The sequence below is a fragment of the Spirochaetota bacterium genome, from assembly GCA_035477215.1.
Taxonomy (GTDB): domain Bacteria; phylum Spirochaetota; class UBA4802; order UBA4802; family UBA5368; genus MVZN01.
This window is the reverse complement of sequence record DATIKU010000008.1, coordinates 1-16,234: the sequence shown is the minus strand read 5'-3', so window position 1 is coordinate 16,234 and position 16,234 is coordinate 1. Positions and strand designations below refer to the sequence as shown.

Below are 16,234 nucleotides of genomic sequence, written 5' to 3'. Positions count from 1 at the left end.
AAAACCATGCCCGTTTGTATGTCAACTGAGTATTTCGTTTATAACGCACCGTTTAATGGGGTGGTGATATTCATCAAAACGACAAATGCTACAGGAGGCTCCCGGGAATTTCAATCAATATTTACAGGGATTATGGAATGATCCGAGGGGTGTGACGAAATCCCGGGGGTAAATCGTCATCGCGAGGAGCGCAGCGACGCGGGCGATCTCAAAAGGCGGGAAGTTAATCAATAAAGCTCGGTAGAAAAAGAGATTGCCACGCCCCGGTGAGACAGGGGCTCGTGATGACAGACTATCCCCCGAAAACTAATTTACACGCGATTGCACAGAGCCGGGGCTTACGGTAAAACGTACCCGATCAATGAAAATAAAAGACATTTTTTGACAAAAACACAAGTATAGGTCATATCTAATGAAAAACATCCATAATCTCATATAAACGCCTTTAATCATCACCATAAAACTCCAGTGCGGGTAAACTCTCATGCCGAAGGGGCCGAAGGTACGAACAGGGAGTAGTTTCGACTCTCCCGTTCGTTCTTTGAAAACGCTGGGGCTTACACACCATGGTGATGATCTGATGATCGTTAAGCTCCTTTGTATTGCGTTCCAGTCTTTTATTCGCCCATTTATAAGCCTGGAATGGGAATATCCCGGCTGTTATCGTAAAGCCGGTCTGTTATTCCTGGAAAAGCCGCGTCCCGCCGCCCGGGACGGGGCCCGGCAGGGAAGCCGGAAAACCAAATACAAAGGAGTGTAAAATGATCATCAACAACAACATGGGTGCGATCAATGCGAACAGGACGCTGAAGTTTACGCATTGGGACGTGGACAAGAGTATGCAGAAGCTCTCCTCCGGCATTCGTATCAACAAGGCGGGAGACGATGCTTCGGGGCTGGCTGTTTCCGAGAAGATGCGGACCCAGATCCAGGGACTCAGGCAGGCCGAGCGGAACACCGAGGACGGGATGTCGTTCGTACAGACCGCCGAGGGGTATCTCAATCAGTCCGCCCAGATCATCCAGAGGATCAGGGTGCTGTCCGTGCAGGCGGCGAACGGCATCTATTCGAACGAAGACCGTCAGCTCATTCAGGTGGAGGTTTCCGCGCTCGTGGACGAGGTCGACAGGATCGCGTCGCAGGCGGAATTCAACCGTTTCAAGGTGCTCACCGGAGAATTTTCGAAGGTGAACCCGAAGGCGTCTATGTGGTTGCATATGGGTGCGAACGCGAATCAGCGCGAGCGCATTTACATCGGTACGATGACGGCCCAGTCCTTCCGCTTGAGGGACGGCACGGGCAAGGTTGTCGTATCGCTCTCATCGCCCGGGGGCGCGAACAACGCGATAGGCCTGATGGACATGGCGCTGCAGCGGCTTTCCAAGCAGCGCGCCGATCTCGGCGCGTATTACAACAGGCTTGAGATGACCGCGAAGGGCCTTATGTCCGCCTATGAGAACACCCAGGCGGCGGAATCACGTATCAGAGACGCCGATATGGCCGAAGAGATGGTGAACTTCACCAGGAGCACCATCCTTGTCCATACAGGCACTGCGATGCTTGCGCAGGCAAACCTGCAGCCCCAGTCGATTTTACGGTTGCTTGGATAAGCAAACCGTAAAATCACGTTTTCCCGGTTCTTTGAAAACTCACCAGGATTCTCGTACGTTCTCCTGCTGTTCCCAGACTGTCCTCCACCCGGCTGCTCCGTCAGCCGGTGATGCGGGGGAGGGCATCACCGGCTGACGGAGCGTTCCGTCGGCCGGTGTCGTCTGGACATGGGCAGTCCGGGCTTCATTGCCGGGGAGAAAACCCCTGATCCGTTCGGGTGGATCCGGTTTCCGCATGACGCGGGGGCCGACAAATCCGCGACGGTCCCAAAAAAACCACAGGCGGCCGTCCCGAAACACAACAAGGGAGGGAGTCGTATGAGAATCAATCACAACATGAGCGCCATTTTCGCTAACAGGCAGCTCCAGGCGGTTTCCGAAAGGATGGATAAGTCCATTGAAAAGCTTGCATCGGGCGAGCGTATCAACCGGGCTGGTGACGACGCTTCGGGTCTGGCCGTGTCTGAAAAGATGCGCACCCAGATCAACGGCCTGCTCCAGGCTGAAAAGAATTCCCAGAACGGGCTTTCTTTTATTCAGGTCGCCGAAGGGTCTCTCCAGCAGATCAACGACATTTTGCAGCGGGTCCGGATGCTCGCGGTGCAGTCGGCCAACGGGATTTATTCAAACGCGGACAGGATGCAGATCCAGGTCGAGGTTTCGCAGTTGATCGAGGAAGTGGACCGTATAACCACCTCCGCCGAATTCAACAGGATGAAGATGCTTACCGGCATGTACGGACGCAACAGCAAAACCGGCAGCATGTTCTTCCATGTGGGACCCAACCAGGGCCAGAGGATGAGGGCTTATATCGGCACGATGAGCGCCAGGGCCCTCAACCTGGTGGACGGGGCGAGAAAACGCTCCATCTCCACGGTTGGACTGGCCAATTCCATGATTGGGTACATCGATTTGGCTTTGGACAAGCTGAATCGCCAGAGGGCGGATCTGGGGGCTTACTACAACAGGATGGAGAACACCATCAGCGCCCTGTCGCGGAATTACGAAAACATGCTCGCTGCCGATTCCCGGATACGGGACGCGGACATGGCCTCGGAAATGGTTGAGTTCACAAAGAACCAGATCCTCGTGAAGAGTGGTACTGCGATGCTGGCTCAGGCGAATCAAAAGCCTCAGCTTATACTGCAACTGCTCCAGTGAGGGTCCTTATTAAAACTGAGACGGGCTACGCAGTGCAGTCTGTTTCATCCCGCTCCGGTTGGGAGGCCGGAGCAGGTTCCCTTTTTCGCCCTAACAGGGAGGTAGGACGGGGGAAAATGGCCGCGGCCCGCTTTTCAAGCGGCGAGCCATATCAAGGAGGAAACGATGGATATTAACAGAGTCATGCCGGTAAACACCGGACAAACAAAGATAGCCGGACTGAAGGAACAGGCCGGCCAGGCGCACAATAAGGTGCGGGAAGACGACGGGGGCAGCCCCCCTCTCAGCAGGGAAAACGCCGACAGCCTGGCTTCCATGCTCAATTCGGCGACCAGATCCATGGACAGGAAGATCGCCTTCTCGGTGGACGATGACACACAGCGGATCGTGATGAAGATCCAGGACAGCCGGACCAACGAGACGGTGCGGGAGATCCCGCCCAGGGAGCTTAGGCAGCTTCTCAAACACATGCACGATTTCATCGGCATGTTCGTTGACGAATCGCGGTAGCGGGATTTATGACCGGCGGCAATGGTATAATGTTATGTCGCGTTTATGCCGATAATATATTGAATGATTATACCATTTCCGGTACCTTTGTAGAGTCGCTTATTACTGCGGGCGGCCCGTGCATCCTCGGGGGGGCGGGCGGTCCGGACGAGGTAGTATATGCCGGTCACTTTTGGGGGCATGGCCTCCGGTCTCAATACCGACGATATAATAAAAAAGCTTGTAGAGGTGGAAGCCCGTCCCATACGTCAGTGGGAGGACGAGAAGACCACCTTTAGCAGGCGCAAAGAGGCCCTGGAGGAGCTCAAGGCCAGGGTGAATGCCGTTAACGCGGCCGCAAGGGATCTTTACGGCCACAGGGCGTCCTATGCCGACAAGTTGGCGCTGTCATCCAATCCGGGCGTTATCGACGCCACGGCCAACAGGTACGCCGAAAAGGGAGTGCGAAGGCTCGAGGTGCTCGAGCTGGCCTCGACACACCGGCTTTCCACCGATTCCATAGCGGACGACCAGCGGTTTCCCGAAGGGAAATTCAAGATAGAGATCAACGGCGTGTCCAAAATCGTGCGGTTCCGGGGCGGTACGCTCAAGGCGCTGCAGGAGCAGATCGACGAGGCCGCATCCGACATCGTCTCCACCTCGTACATCAATACCACTGAAAACAGGCATGTGCTCACGCTCGAATCCAAAACCTCGGGCAAAAAGGGCGAGATAAACCTGTCGGAGGGCAAGGACTTCCTCTATGCCATAGGACTGGTAAAGGGCGAAAAAGGAGAGGAAAAGCAGAAGACCGCGCTGGTGTTCGACAACAAGTATTTCGTGCCCTACGCGGGCAAAGAGCCCAGGAAAGACGACGGCAGTATCGAGGTCGACAAGGACGGCAAAAAAATCTCAATCAACGGCGCCCTGTGGCGCGAATATGTGCTGCCCGCCGGTGTGGGGGCGAAAAAGAACACGGTAATCGAGTTTAACGTAAACCATACGCCTCCCGACCAGGAAAAGGACGACAATCTCCCCTACCGTCTCGAGATCGGCCCGGACGAGAAGACCGTCATAAAGGGGATCGAGCTTCATGGCTATAACGTGTCGCGCATCCGCCCGCTCAAAAAGAAGGAGCCGAAGGAGGAGATTTCAGATGTGCTGGGGGTCGGCGTGGTGTCCCAGGTGGGGGACAAACGCGAGGAGAAGCTGTATCCGGTCGATAAAAAGTTCAGCGGAAAGATGGAGATCCCCGTTGGCGCGGACTTCGACGGCAAAACCATTTCAAAAGTGATATTTTACGGCAACGAGGGCGCTTCGGTCTTCTCCGACGCGGCCATCTTTACCCCGCTTGACGGCAGGGGGCTTCTGGATCCCAAACACGAAGTGGCGAAAGCCGCTGACGCGCGGGTGAAGGTAGACGGCCTGGAGGTTCAGCGCGATAAAAACGAGGGACTCACGGACATCGTTAAGGGACTTACGCTCGAGCTGCGTTCCAAATCGGACGGTGTGGTGACCGTCAAGGTGGAGCCGAACGTCGAAAAGGCTGTCGAGAAGATAAAGGCCTTTGTTTTGGCGTACAACAATTATCTGGAATTAAACAGGCTGCTCATCAAGACCGAGAAGAGCGAGAAGCCCGGCGACTATAAATCGAACAAGTATAAAAGCGGCCTCTTCGTGGGCGATATGACCATACTTCGCCTGGAGAACACCCTCAAGGAGACGGTCAGCAACGCCTATCCCAGCCGCGCCGAAAAGCCCATAAGGCTCATCACTCAGATGGGCGTCTCCACCGGCGCCATCAACGCCTCGTGGGAGAGCATCCGAGAGGGTAAGCTCGTCGTCGACGAAGGATTGCTTCTATCGACACTGAAGGACAATCCGGAAGGCGTTGAGGAGTTTTACGGTTCGGATAATGACGGAGATAACCGCATCGACGGCGGCATGGCCTTTCGGGTTGAAACGGTCCTTCGCCCGTATGTTTCGTCGGGGAAGAACATCATCGCCAATAAGATGGACCTCGAGGACACCAATATTCAGGCGACCAACAGCCGGATCGAGCGCCACCAGGAACACCTGAAAAAGTACGAAGACAAGCTCCGCAAGAAGTTCTCGACCATGGAAAAGTCCATCTCGGGCGCCAAGTCGCAGGGTGACTGGATGAAGAACCAGATGAAGGGTCTGCAGGGCGGAAGCGAAGAAAAATAAAAAACAATCACTCTTGCGAGGTAAAGCAGTGGACATCCGGATCAACAGCCTTCCCATAAATTTCAGCCTCGAGAGAGAGAAAAGCGTGGCCGAAGTGATCGCTTCCGTGTCCGGCTGGGCGCGGGAGCGGGAACTCGTGTTTACCGAGGCGCGTATAAACGATGAGCCTTACATGATCGAAAGCCTGCCCGATATGCCGCTGGACTCGGTGCGTTCGATCGACTGCATCGTCCAGTCCCGGGCCGATGTCGTGATCGCATCCCTGGAGGAGGGCGACGCCTACTGCGACAGGGCCGATTCGTTCGTTCGCCGTTCGCTCGAGAAACGCGCCGTTGAGCCCGGCGCGGCGGAATCGCTTGCGGGAGGCGCCGCATGGCTGGGCGAGGTCCTCATTTCCACGCTCGCGCTCCTGGGGGTCGCGCCCGAAGAGGTGAGTTGCCGCGACGCCACGGTGAGGGACTACCTGGAGCGCCTGGCCGATTTTTCCGAATCGGTGCGCGCGGCCGGGGATGGCGAAGGTCTGCTCGCGGTTTTCGAACGGAGGGGCGATGTTTTCCCCGCGATCAAGGAGATTTTGCGGATGATGCTGATGAGCGAGAACCTGCGCCGCCTCGTGGTGCTGAGCCTGGAGTCGCCCGACGTGCTCATGGAATCGCTGCATCGTGTAAGGGAGGAAATCGGCGCCCAGTCGGGCGCGCTCGCGGAAACGGTCCGGCTCTACCAGGAGGGCAGGGACGCCGACGCATCGGGGCATTTCCGCTCGTTCGTTGAATTCATCTACGCGTATACCCGCGCCTGCTACCAGTGCGCGCCGGTGTTCCGGGTGGACCCGTCGCGCATCGTGATCGACGGCGTTTCCCTGGAGGAGCGCAACCGCGCATTGAACGATCTGCTTTCGCAGATACTCTCCTCGCTCGAGAACAACGACATCATCAGCCTCTCCGACATCCTCGAGTACGAGATGCGCCCGCAGATAGAGACGATCGGCGCGTACGTCGACGCCCTGGTGGCGGAGATTCAGGCGGGTTAACTCACCCCCTAACCTCCTCTCTTTAAACGAAAGAGAGGGGGGATCCCGGGAAGGAGTTCGCTGCTGATGCTCCCCCTTCTCTTTTCCGAAGAGAAGGGGGCCGGGGGGATGAGTTGATACAATTTCCCGGTGAATCAAACCGCTTAATGAAGTTTATTCAGTTTGCAAATGAAGCCGGGGACGTGCATGCTGAATTGTTATTAATTGAATCAGGAGCGGGCTAACTCACCCCCTAACCCCCTCTCTTTAAACGAAAGAGAGGGGGGATCCCGGGAATGAGTTCGCTGCTGATGCTCCCCCTTCTCTTTTCCGAAGAGAAGGGGGCCGGGGGGATGAGTTGATACCATTTCCCGGTGAATCAAACCGCTTAATGAAATTTATTCAGTTTGCAAATGAAGCAGGGGACGTGCATACTGAATTGTTGTTAATTGAATCAGGAGCGGGTTAACTCACCCCCTAACCTCCTCTCTTTAAACGAAAGAGAGGGGGGATCCCGGGAAGGAGTTCGCTGCTGATGCTCCCCCTTCTCTTTTCCGAAGAGAAGGGGGCCGGGGGGATGAGTTGATACAATTTCCTGGTGAATCAAACCGCTTAATGAAATTTATTCAGTTTGCAAATGAAGCCGAAGATGTGCATACTGAATTGTTGTTAATTGAATCAGGAGCGGGCTAACTCACCCCCTAACCCCCTCTCTTTGAACGAAAGAGAGGGGGGATCCCGGGAATGGGCCGGGGGGATGAGTTAGCCGGAAACAATCGATGAAAAAGAAAACCGACACCAAAACAAAAAAACTCTGGGGCGGGCGCTTCGCCGGGACCTCCTCCGACATCACCGAGCGCATGTCCGCTTCGATCCAGTACGATGCGCGGCTCTACCGGCAGGATATACGGGGCTCGATCGCCCACGCGCGCATGCTCAGGAAAACCGGAATCCTGTCGGTGGCGGAGCTCGGTGCGATCGAGAAGGGGCTTCGCGAAATCGAACGCGAAATCGAGGAGGGCCGCTTCGAGTTTTCCGCCTCCCTCGAGGATATTCACATGAACATCGAGGCCGCCCTCACCGGGCGGATCGGCGACGCGGGGCGCAAGCTCCACACGGCGCGCTCCCGTAACGACCAGATCGCGCTTGACCTCCGGCTGTATCTCCGCGACGAAGCCGCGCAGATCGACCGGCTGATTGCGGGGCTCGTATCGGTCCTTGCCGCGCTTGCAGAAAAACATATCGACGTCGTCATGCCCGGCTACACCCATTTGCAGGTGGCCCAGCCCATACGTTTCTCGCAGCATGTGCTGGCGCACGCATGGGCCCTGCTCCGCGACCGCGGGCGGCTCTCCGGCGCGGCGCGGGCCTGTTCGGTCTCGCCCCTCGGCGCGGGCGCCATGGCCGGGGTGAACTACCCGACCGACCGCGCCTTTACGGCGGCCGAGCTCGGCCTCGACGGCATCACGGCGAACTCCATGGACTCCGTAAGCGATCGCGACTTCGCGCTCGATTTCGTCTACTTCGCCGCGGTGCTGGGGCTGCACCTCTCGCGCTTCTGCGAGGAGCTGGTGCTGTGGTCCTCGGCCGAGTTCGGCTTCATCCGCCTCTCCGACGAGGTTACCACCGGTTCGTCGATCATGCCGCAGAAACGCAATCCGGACCTCGCCGAGATCGTCCGCGGCAAGACGGGCAGGCTCTACGGAAATCTCGTCTCGCTCCTTACCATGCTCAAGGGCCTCCCGCTCACCTACAACCGCGACCTCCAGGAGGACAAGGAGCGCGTCTTCGACTCGGTCGACACGGTGAAGCTGTCCCTCGAGGGCATGATCGCCATGCTCTCGGGCATGCGGCTTAACACGGAGGCCATGAAGGCCGCCCTGTACCGCAATTTTTCCACGGCCACCGACCTCGCAGATTACCTCGCCCGCAAGGGGATGCCATTCCGAAAGGCGCACGAGATCGTCGGCGGCCTTGTGCGGCACTGCGAGGAGAGCGGCGCGGATTTCTTCAACCTTCCGCTCGAGACGCTGCGCGGCTTTTCCGAGCATTTCGGCGGGGACATCCGCGAAGTACTGAATCCCGAGAGCTCGCCCGAGCGCAAGCTCTCGGCCGGAAGCACCGCGCGCGGCGAGATCGAAAAGCAGCTCGCGGCCATAAAAAAAATCCTGGATGGAAACGCCGATGATTGACGCCATCACCGGCCTCGACTTCTCGCACCCGGCGAGCGTCATCGTGCGGCTCTTCATCGCCATGTTCGCCGGGTTTGTGGTGGGCTTCGAGCGCGAACAGCACTACCAGCCCGCGGGCCTGCGCACGCACATGGTGCTCTGTCTTGGCGCGTGCCTGGTCATGCTCATCTCCATATACATCCCGGTCGAGTTCATGAAGGAAAGCCGTAATGCCGATCCGGGAAGGCTCTCGGCGCAGGTCATCAGCGGCATCGGTTTTTTGGGGGCGGGCGCCATCTTCCGGTACGGCTTCAGCGTAAAGGGACTCACCACCGCCGCGTCGATATGGACCGTGTCCGCCATCGGACTCGCCATCGGCGCCGGATTCTATTTTCTGGGGCTCGCCTCCACGGCGCTTCTGGTGGTAATTCTGCAATTGTTCGAACACGTGGAGAACCGATTATTCGAGCGGAAAGACCAGCGCGTGCTCACGGTGGTGATCAACTCCGCGAAGCTCGGCCCCAAGCTGATCATCGAAACCGTCAAGGGCTTCGACATCATCCTCAAGCAGGTCTCCATCACCGAAAACGTCGAGACCCAGAGCACCGAGGTCGTAATCAACTGCCGCGTCAACGAGGGCGCGAGCATCCGACAGCTTTTCGACGCCATCAAGAAGCTCGGCAATATCAAGACGCTGCGGATCGAGTGAGGCGGTTATTATCGCGTCGGCGGGCTCCAGGACCCGGCACCGCCGTATAATTTGCTGATTCCCCGCGTTTCTCTACGATCGATAATCACGACGACCGTCATTTCCGATACCACGCTCCGCGTAAAACCGCGCAGCCTCCAGGTCGAAAGCCGTGGTGATCTTCATGTTGCCCGCGTCGCCCGAAACTATTCTGACCCGGTGTCCCGCATCGAGCGCCAGGCGGACGTCGTCGGTGGACGAATCGATCCCCTCCGCGCGCGCCCGCTCGTGGGCCCCGCGTATGAGCGCATAGCGGAAGCACTGCGGCGTCTGGGCGTAGTAAAGGCATTCACGTGATGGGATGGCGCGCACGAAACCGTCCGCGCCCTCGGCGACGGTGTCGGTCGCGCGGACATATACGGCCGCAGCGCCGTGGACCCGCGCCGCGCCGACGCATTCGAGTATCGTCGCGGGCGTAATGAACGGGCGCGCCGCGTCGTGGATGAGGACGATGTCGTCCCCGTCGAACGGAAGCGCCATAAGCCCGTTCCACGACGAGCCCTGGCGTGTCGCGCCGCCGGGCACGACCGCGCGCACCAGGCCGCGCCCGTGCGCCGCGGCGATGGACTCCATGCGCGCGAGGCGGCCGTCCGGGCCGACGAGCACCATGCCGGCAAGGCCGCCCGCCGCGGCGAAGGCCTCCATGGACCAGGCGAGGACGGGCATTCCGGCGAGATCCAGAAACTGCTTGGGTTCTTCTGAGCCCAGGCGTTCCCCCCGGCCCCCGGCGAGGATGATGGCGTAGAGTGAGTTCATGGATTAAAGATTAAAAGTGCTATTGCTTTACTGAGTGTCATTGCGAGTCCCGGTCGTATCGGGGCGTGGCAATCTCTCTATGCACAGAGTTTCATGAATCAACGTGTTGCCTTTAGAGATCGCCACGTCGCTGCGCTCCTCGCGATGACATTTTTTATTAATTATGCACCAAGTCTGAAGATTAAATTAGCGGCTGGGTAATAATTTCAATCTAAAATTTCTAATCTTTATTTTTTTAATCTTTAATCTTTAATCTTCTATCTTCTAATCCTCAATCCTGAATATGAACGCCCTCCGTTTGAAAACGGGTTGACGTTCACCGGGGATCCCGGTATTTTTATTCAATGACTGAGGAAATGTTTCGAAACCTCGAACGGACCCTTGAGCTTGCGGAGCTGGCGAAGGACCTCGCCGTCGCGTCGATTATGAGAGATAATCCCGGTGTTTCAACGGACGAAGCCGAGCGGCTTTTCTGGCACAGGGTATGTGAAGTTAAAAATGCCTCGCTGTACGGTGCGGATACCGGGTTACGCTCCCCGGGTAAGCCTATGGAAGACCTTCCATGATCCTGGAAGAGAGGCTGATCGCCGTCATTACATCACTGGGTGACGCGAATCTCCCGTGCGCACTGGCCGGCGGGTTCGCGTACGGCATTCATATCATTCCCCGGGCGACCACCGATATCGATTTAATCGTGGTATCCACCGCGGAAGTGGAGCGGATTGAAGGCGCATTGCATCGCGCTTTCGAAAAGCTTATCCCTCATCGCGAATCCGTGGCCGCCGGAAGTGTGAGCATACGGCGTTTTGTGGGGTTCGATGACGGACAGGAAACCATTGTCGACTTCATTATTCCTTCAAATCACGATTTCGGCGTAAATATTCTTCAACGATCGGTACCGCTGCCTTTCGGTGGTGTCGATATTCCCGTTGTGTCGCTGGAAGACCTTTACCTTCTTAAAAAGCTTTCGATGCGGCTCCAGGACCTGTCCGATTGTGAAATGATGCTGAGAATAAAAGGGTCTGATATGGACTGGCAATATATAGACGAGTGGAGGAAGAAATTGGGGATTGAAGATTAAAAGATTAAAGTAGCGGCTTCATAATTTTCAATCTTAAATCTTCCGATCTTCAATACTTACCCACTTAGCTCCCACCGTCTCGCGAATGACCCGGATATCGTCCTTCGTGATCAGAAACAGCGCCGCCGCGGCCGCGTAGAGCGCGCTTGTGATCAGGAACGAGCACACGGAAAAGAGCGTTGAGAATATCGTGGCATACAGGGCGTACAATGCGAGTGCGATGAGGACGAGTTTAACGTACACGAAAAAGGTGCGGTAGAGCCGCACGGAATGCCTTCGGTAGAGAAAAAAGTACATCGAGAAAAAGAGCAGGGCATTGGTGAGCACCACCGCGCCGGCCGCGCCTTCGGAGCCGAACAGGCGAATGCATACGACGCAGACGATGATATTGAACGCCGCGGCCATACCCTGCAGGCGCGCGAGCGTCCGTTGAAGGTCGAGCGCCTGGATGAGCGCGCCGGCCACGGTGAAGACAAAGGGCACGCCGAAGGCGCTGACGCGCAGCACATCGATCGACGCCGCGTAGCGCTCGCCGAAGACGATGAGTATGAATTCCCGCGAGTAAAAGAAAAGCACAATGAATACGTAAAACGATATGAGGGCGTAGAGCTTCGCGTAGATATCGTGGGCGAACTGGAATTTTTCCTTCTCTTCCGGGTATGAGCACCGATACAGGTAAGGCAACAGCACCCGATTGAGGTTGGAGGGGATGAAAAAGAGCGAGGACAGAAAGAGATAGCCGTTGGTGAATATGCCCGCCGGCGTGGTGCCGTGCAAAAGCGAGAGGATGGGGACGGCGGCGTTCTGGCTGATACTGCCGAAGAGCGAACTAAGGCCGAAGGGGACCGCGCTTTCGAGAAACCCCCGCAAAAGACCCGGCTTCCACAGCGGACGGAAATAATACAGAGTCAGCGCGCCGACGACCGCGATATACGCGACGACGATCCACGCTCGCACCCACGCCAGGGCGAAATAATCGCCTCGTAAAAGCACCACGAATATCGTGCCCGCAAGTACCGAGAGCGAGAATGACGAGTTGAAGAAAGAGGAGAGAAAAAAACGCTCTTTCGCGTCGTAGAGCGCGTAAAACCCGGCAAGAAAGACGTTCCCCGCGCGCGCCACGCCGAGAACGAGCGCGAGATATACGGTGTTGCGGTTGAAGCCGGAGAAGTACAGCGCGACCGCCAGCGCGCCGTACGCGCAGATCGAAAAAAGGAGCTTTGCCTTCAGCGCGCTCGCAAAATGCGCTCGTTCGAGCTCCCGCTGGAGGCTGACGGCACGCACCAGCGCGGAGCCGGCGCCCAGGTCCGCGAAGATCGAAAAAAACGTGGCGAAGGCGAGCGCCGAGGCGTATTCGCCGAACTGTTCGAGGCCGAGGTAGCGCGCCGTGATTACGCTCAGGGCGAAGAACGCCAGCTTGTCGAACACGGTGGCGGCGTTCGCGGCCATGGAATGGAGGAATATCCGCGCCTTGGGCGCGGAAGGCTTTTTGATCGAAAGGCGGTCTTTGAGTGTCATGGGGCGATATACCTGAAGCGCAGGATAGCAGGCGGGAGGTAAAAAAATCAAGATAAAGCGGCGATTCCGGTAGAGTGAACATGCCCGTTGACAGCATCGCGATGCGCGCGGCGAAGTATCCATATCGAAGATTCATGATTGACGGGGCCCGCCGGGTATGCTACGGTGAAAACACGATCGCCCATGCGGGCGGTCGCGACGCATGACCCGGTGAGCGAGGTGGCAGGGGTGCTTCCGAAAGAAATAGCCGATCGAATAATCGAGGCGCTCAAGCCGGTCGATCCGCACAGGGTGATACTGTTCGGCAGTTACGCGTGGGGCGTGCCGGGAATGGGTGGAGAGGTGAATCGTGTTATTTGAAAATCTCAATCGCCGCTCAATGAGGCAGGGCTAAAGTGCTTGACAATTTTGTTATGCTATCGCAACCTGTGTTACCGTAACGGAGGTTGCGTTGAATAAATTCTACAATCGGTGCTCTGAATTAAATGAATTAAAGAAGCTCAATAGTACGGAAGGCAGTTCCCGCATGGTGGTTTTAACAGGCAGAAGGCGGGTGGGTAAAACCGCCCTTGCCCTGGAATTCGCGCGGAATTTGAAGCATGTGTATCTCTTTGTCGCGAAAAAAGCTGAAACCATGCTCTGTGAGGAATACCTGAACGAAATAAAAGGGCGGTTCCCGGAGCTTCCGGTAATCGGAGAGATACATTATTTCAGGGACATTTTTGAGCTTCTGCTTCGCCTGTCTCAAAAAGAAAAATTCACGGTTGTTATTGATGAGTTCCAGGAATTTTATTATATAAACCCCTCAGTGTATTCCGATATACAGAAGCTCTGGGACCTGAATAAAAACAGGTGCGAACTAACGGTTGTTTTCATCGGCTCCGTATATTCATTGATGTATAAAATATTTCAAAACTCGAGAGAGCCGTTATTCAATCGCGCCGACAGGATAATGCATCTTAAGCCATTTACTGTCGGCACTATCGCTGAAATTCTCGCCGATAATAAGGCCCCGCGGAAACTATTATTTGATTATTACCTTTTTACAGGGGGGAGTCCGAAATATATTGAAATACTCGTGGATAACCGGGCGTTTACCTTTGATAAAATTATTGATGTTATTACGTCAACCGATTCTCCGTTTATCAATGAAGGCAAAAATTTGTTAATCGAAGAATTTGGTAAAGAATATGGCGTTTACTTCTCGATTTTAGAATTGATCTCGTCGGGTAAAACGGGGAGAAGCGAGATAGAGTCTATTCTCGAAACGAATATCGGCGGCTATCTTGACAGGCTCGAAAAAGATTACGGAATTATTGGAAGAATCAGACCGATAAACGCAAAGCCGAATTCACGTAAAATGAAATACGCCATTCTTGATAATTTTCTCAATTTCTGGTTCAGATTTCTTTACAGGAACCGTTCGGCGGTTGAAATCGGCAACTTTGAATATATCAAAAATATTATTAAACGTGACTATGATACCTATGCCGGCAAAATTCTTGAGAAATTCTTTAAAGATATCCTGGGAGAATCAAAAAAGTATAACCGGATAGGTTCGTACTGGGAGAGGGACGGCGGCAATGAAATAGATATTGTCGCCGTGAATGACGCCGAGAAAAAGGTATTAATCGGTGATGTTAAACTAAGCGCCAAAAAGCTTGATCTTGTTTCGCTTCAAAGAAAAGCGGCCGGCCTTGTGGATTATTTCAAAGGGTATGATATCGAATACCGGGGTTTCAGCGGTGATGATGCCATGGTATGATGATACCGGTTCCATATAAATGGTGGTAGCCGGGTTATATTTGAAAAGTTTTACCTCCCCTCCGGGAGAAACCCGTACGTTAATAACCGCCGTTATGTCATCAACTGCGACAGGCTGAAGAACAATCTGGGCCGGCGGCAGAGCGTCGATTTCGACGGCGGGCTGGATAAGACCGTCCGGTGGTATCTTGATAACGGCGAGTGGACCGAGCGGATCCAAAGCGGGGAGTACAGGGAATGGGTGGAGGTAAGAGAAGAAAGTCGAAAGTCGAAAGAATTATGATGCAAACTTTTAACTTTAGGCTTTTAACTCATTTTAGACTTTAAACCTATTGCTGTTCTCCGAGCTTATCGCGTACGGAGAGGTGATCAAGAAGTCTTCCGTGGTCTTCGACGAGAACAACAGAATCCGGGTGATCGATGGCCCGCTCAGGCGCCTTGAGGGTAACATCGTAAAGGTCGACCGGCGCAAGGGCAGGGCAAAAGTGGCGTTAAGCTTTCATGGCAGGACGATTGTGGCGGATCTCAAGAGGTAACAAGTTTTTTACTAAAAAACAAAATGCTTTGTGAGATTGCCACGCCCCGATAAGGCCGGGGCTCGCAATGTACTTAGTAAAGCAACAACTATAAAAACCATTACCGCTTCCTCGGCGAATTATCCTTTATCATGGTATAGTTTGTCGCCGATGGCATAATCGGTTGACAAATTCCTCCATCCATAAGTATACCCTTCATATATCAATAAGTAGACCTAAAAAGGTTTAATTTATATGCCAAAAACGGCATTCATCACCGGCATCACCGGCCAGGACGGCGCGTACCTGGCGAAATTCCTATTACAGAAGGGCTACACCGTATACGGAGGCTACCGCCGCACCTCAAGCCCCAATTTCTGGCGGCTCGAGGAGATGGGAGTCTTCGACGACGTCCGCCTCCTCGAAGTCGACATTCAGGACACCGGGAACCTCATCCGTGCGTTCGAGAAACACCGTCCGGACGAGGTTTACAATCTGGCGGCGCAGAGCTTTGTCGCCGTCTCCTTCGAGAAGCCGATACTTACCGGCGAGATAACGGCCCTCGGGGTTACGCGCATGCTTGATGCCGTACGCATCGTAAATCCCCGCATACGGTTTTACCAGGCCTCGAGCAGCGAGATGTTCGGGAAGGTCCAGGAGTCGCCGCAAAGGGAAAGCACGCCGTTCTATCCTCGAAGCCCCTACGCCGCGGCCAAGCTCTACGGCCACTGGATGACGATCAACTACCGCGAGTCATACGACATCTTCGGCTGTTCGGGCATCCTCTTCAATCACGAGTCGCCGCTACGGGGCCTCGAGTTCGTCACCCGCAAGATAACCGACGCGGTGGCGAAAATCAAGCATGGAAGACAGGACTATTTCGAGATCGGCAGCCTCGACGCCATGCGCGACTGGGGATACGCGGCCGAATTCGTTGAAGGTATGTGGATGATGCTTCAGCGGAAAAGCCCGGACGATTACGTGCTGGCCACCGGAGAGAGCCATTCGGTGCGCGAGTTCATCGAGCACGCTTTCGCGCACATCGCTATCGACATCGTGTGGAAGGGCAAAGGAGCGAAAGAGATTGGCAGGGATAAGAAAACCGGAAAGACGCTGGTGCGGGTAAACCCGAAATTCTATCGCCCCGCCGAGGTCGACATCCTCACCGGCGATTATTCGAAAGCGAAGCGCGATCTGGGCTGGG

At 55.4% G+C, this 16,234-nt stretch carries 15 protein-coding genes; 13 read left to right on the top strand and 2 right to left on the bottom strand.

The annotated features are described in order from the left end of the window. The first annotated feature begins 761 nt into the window (after window positions 1-761). The 7 genes from VLM75_01035 to VLM75_01005 all read left to right on the top strand — a co-directional run bounded on the left by VLM75_01035 (window position 762) and on the right by VLM75_01005 (window position 9,357). Entirely contained in the window at window positions 762-1,610 is an 849-nt protein-coding gene (locus VLM75_01035) for a flagellin (protein HSV95496.1), read from the top strand. 318 nt (window positions 1,611-1,928) lie between these two features. Then, window positions 1,929-2,771 (top strand): flagellin, encoded by an 843-nt coding sequence (locus VLM75_01030; protein ID HSV95495.1) that lies wholly within the window; start codon window positions 1,929-1,931, stop codon window positions 2,769-2,771. Between the two features lie 165 nt (window positions 2,772-2,936). Continuing rightward, window positions 2,937-3,281: a flagellar protein FlaG gene (locus tag VLM75_01025; GenBank protein HSV95494.1), complete on the top strand. Its 345-nt coding sequence runs from the start codon at window positions 2,937-2,939 to the stop codon at window positions 3,279-3,281. Between the two features lie 159 nt (window positions 3,282-3,440). Next, on the top strand, window positions 3,441-5,468 hold the full coding sequence (gene fliD / locus VLM75_01020) for a flagellar filament capping protein FliD (GenBank protein HSV95493.1): 2,028 nt from the start codon (window positions 3,441-3,443) through the stop codon (window positions 5,466-5,468). A gap of 28 nt (window positions 5,469-5,496) precedes the next feature. Next, window positions 5,497-6,498 carry a hypothetical protein gene (locus VLM75_01015; GenBank protein ID HSV95492.1) on the top strand — a complete coding sequence of 334 codons (1,002 nt, stop codon included), beginning with the start codon at window positions 5,497-5,499 and terminating at the stop codon, window positions 6,496-6,498. 758 nt (window positions 6,499-7,256) lie between these two features. After that, window positions 7,257-8,669 (top strand): argininosuccinate lyase, encoded by a 1,413-nt coding sequence (gene argH, locus VLM75_01010; GenBank protein ID HSV95491.1) that lies wholly within the window; start codon window positions 7,257-7,259, stop codon window positions 8,667-8,669. Continuing rightward, window positions 8,662-9,357: an MgtC/SapB family protein gene (locus VLM75_01005; protein ID HSV95490.1), complete on the top strand. Its 696-nt coding sequence runs from the start codon at window positions 8,662-8,664 to the stop codon at window positions 9,355-9,357. Before argH ends, VLM75_01005 begins: the two co-directional genes overlap by 8 nt. A gap of 72 nt (window positions 9,358-9,429) precedes the next feature. Here VLM75_01005 and ispD read toward each other — a convergent pair whose 3' ends face one another. Next, window positions 9,430-10,152, bottom strand: coding sequence for a 2-C-methyl-D-erythritol 4-phosphate cytidylyltransferase (gene ispD / locus VLM75_01000; GenBank protein ID HSV95489.1), 723 nt, complete (start codon window positions 10,150-10,152; stop codon window positions 9,430-9,432). A gap of 344 nt (window positions 10,153-10,496) precedes the next feature. On the opposite strand from ispD, the gene VLM75_00995 reads away from it, so the two are divergent. Both VLM75_00995 and VLM75_00990 read left to right on the top strand, forming a co-directional pair. Then, window positions 10,497-10,718: a hypothetical protein gene (locus tag VLM75_00995; GenBank protein ID HSV95488.1), complete on the top strand. Its 222-nt coding sequence runs from the start codon at window positions 10,497-10,499 to the stop codon at window positions 10,716-10,718. Then, entirely contained in the window at window positions 10,715-11,233 is a 519-nt protein-coding gene (locus tag VLM75_00990; GenBank protein ID HSV95487.1) for a nucleotidyl transferase AbiEii/AbiGii toxin family protein, read from the top strand. Before VLM75_00995 ends, VLM75_00990 begins: the two co-directional genes overlap by 4 nt. A 33-nt stretch (window positions 11,234-11,266) precedes the next feature. Here the strand turns inward: VLM75_00990 and VLM75_00985 are convergent, their stop codons facing one another. After that, window positions 11,267-12,751, bottom strand: a complete 1,485-nt coding sequence (locus tag VLM75_00985; protein HSV95486.1) for a flippase — start codon at window positions 12,749-12,751, stop codon at window positions 11,267-11,269. A 165-nt stretch (window positions 12,752-12,916) separates the two neighbouring features. Between VLM75_00985 and VLM75_00980 the strand changes: the two genes are divergently transcribed. From VLM75_00980 to gmd, 4 genes are all read left to right on the top strand, one after another. Further along, window positions 12,917-13,111, top strand: a complete 195-nt coding sequence (locus VLM75_00980; protein ID HSV95485.1) for a hypothetical protein — start codon at window positions 12,917-12,919, stop codon at window positions 13,109-13,111. A 91-nt stretch (window positions 13,112-13,202) separates the two neighbouring features. Further along, window positions 13,203-14,516, top strand: a complete 1,314-nt coding sequence (locus VLM75_00975; protein ID HSV95484.1) for an ATP-binding protein — start codon at window positions 13,203-13,205, stop codon at window positions 14,514-14,516. Between the two features lie 364 nt (window positions 14,517-14,880). After that, a complete protein-coding gene (locus VLM75_00970; GenBank protein ID HSV95483.1) occupies window positions 14,881-15,051 on the top strand; it encodes a hypothetical protein in 171 nt (56 codons plus the stop codon). A 234-nt stretch (window positions 15,052-15,285) separates the two neighbouring features. Beyond that, a partial coding sequence (gene gmd / locus VLM75_00965) for a GDP-mannose 4,6-dehydratase (protein ID HSV95482.1) occupies window positions 15,286-16,234 on the top strand: 949 nt, incomplete at its 3' end.

What these genes read in the sequence shown, in the direction of transcription:
- VLM75_01035 (HSV95496.1), top strand. Translation starts at nt 762, where the DNA reads ATGATCATCAACAACAACATGGGTGCGATCAATGCGAACAGGACGCTG.
- VLM75_01030 (HSV95495.1), top strand. Translation starts at nt 1,929, where the DNA reads ATGAGAATCAATCACAACATGAGCGCCATTTTCGCTAACAGGCAGCTC.
- VLM75_01025 (HSV95494.1), top strand. Translation starts at nt 2,937, where the DNA reads ATGGATATTAACAGAGTCATGCCGGTAAACACCGGACAAACAAAGATA.
- fliD (HSV95493.1), top strand. Translation starts at nt 3,441, where the DNA reads ATGCCGGTCACTTTTGGGGGCATGGCCTCCGGTCTCAATACCGACGAT.
- argH (HSV95491.1), top strand. Translation starts at nt 7,257, where the DNA reads ATGAAAAAGAAAACCGACACCAAAACAAAAAAACTCTGGGGCGGGCGC.
- VLM75_01005 (HSV95490.1), top strand. Translation starts at nt 8,662, where the DNA reads ATGATTGACGCCATCACCGGCCTCGACTTCTCGCACCCGGCGAGCGTC.
- ispD (HSV95489.1), bottom strand. Translation starts at nt 10,152, where the DNA reads ATGAACTCACTCTACGCCATCATCCTCGCCGGGGGCCGGGGGGAACGC.
- VLM75_00995 (HSV95488.1), top strand. Translation starts at nt 10,497, where the DNA reads ATGACTGAGGAAATGTTTCGAAACCTCGAACGGACCCTTGAGCTTGCG.
- VLM75_00990 (HSV95487.1), top strand. Translation starts at nt 10,715, where the DNA reads ATGATCCTGGAAGAGAGGCTGATCGCCGTCATTACATCACTGGGTGAC.
- VLM75_00985 (HSV95486.1), bottom strand. Translation starts at nt 12,751, where the DNA reads ATGACACTCAAAGACCGCCTTTCGATCAAAAAGCCTTCCGCGCCCAAG.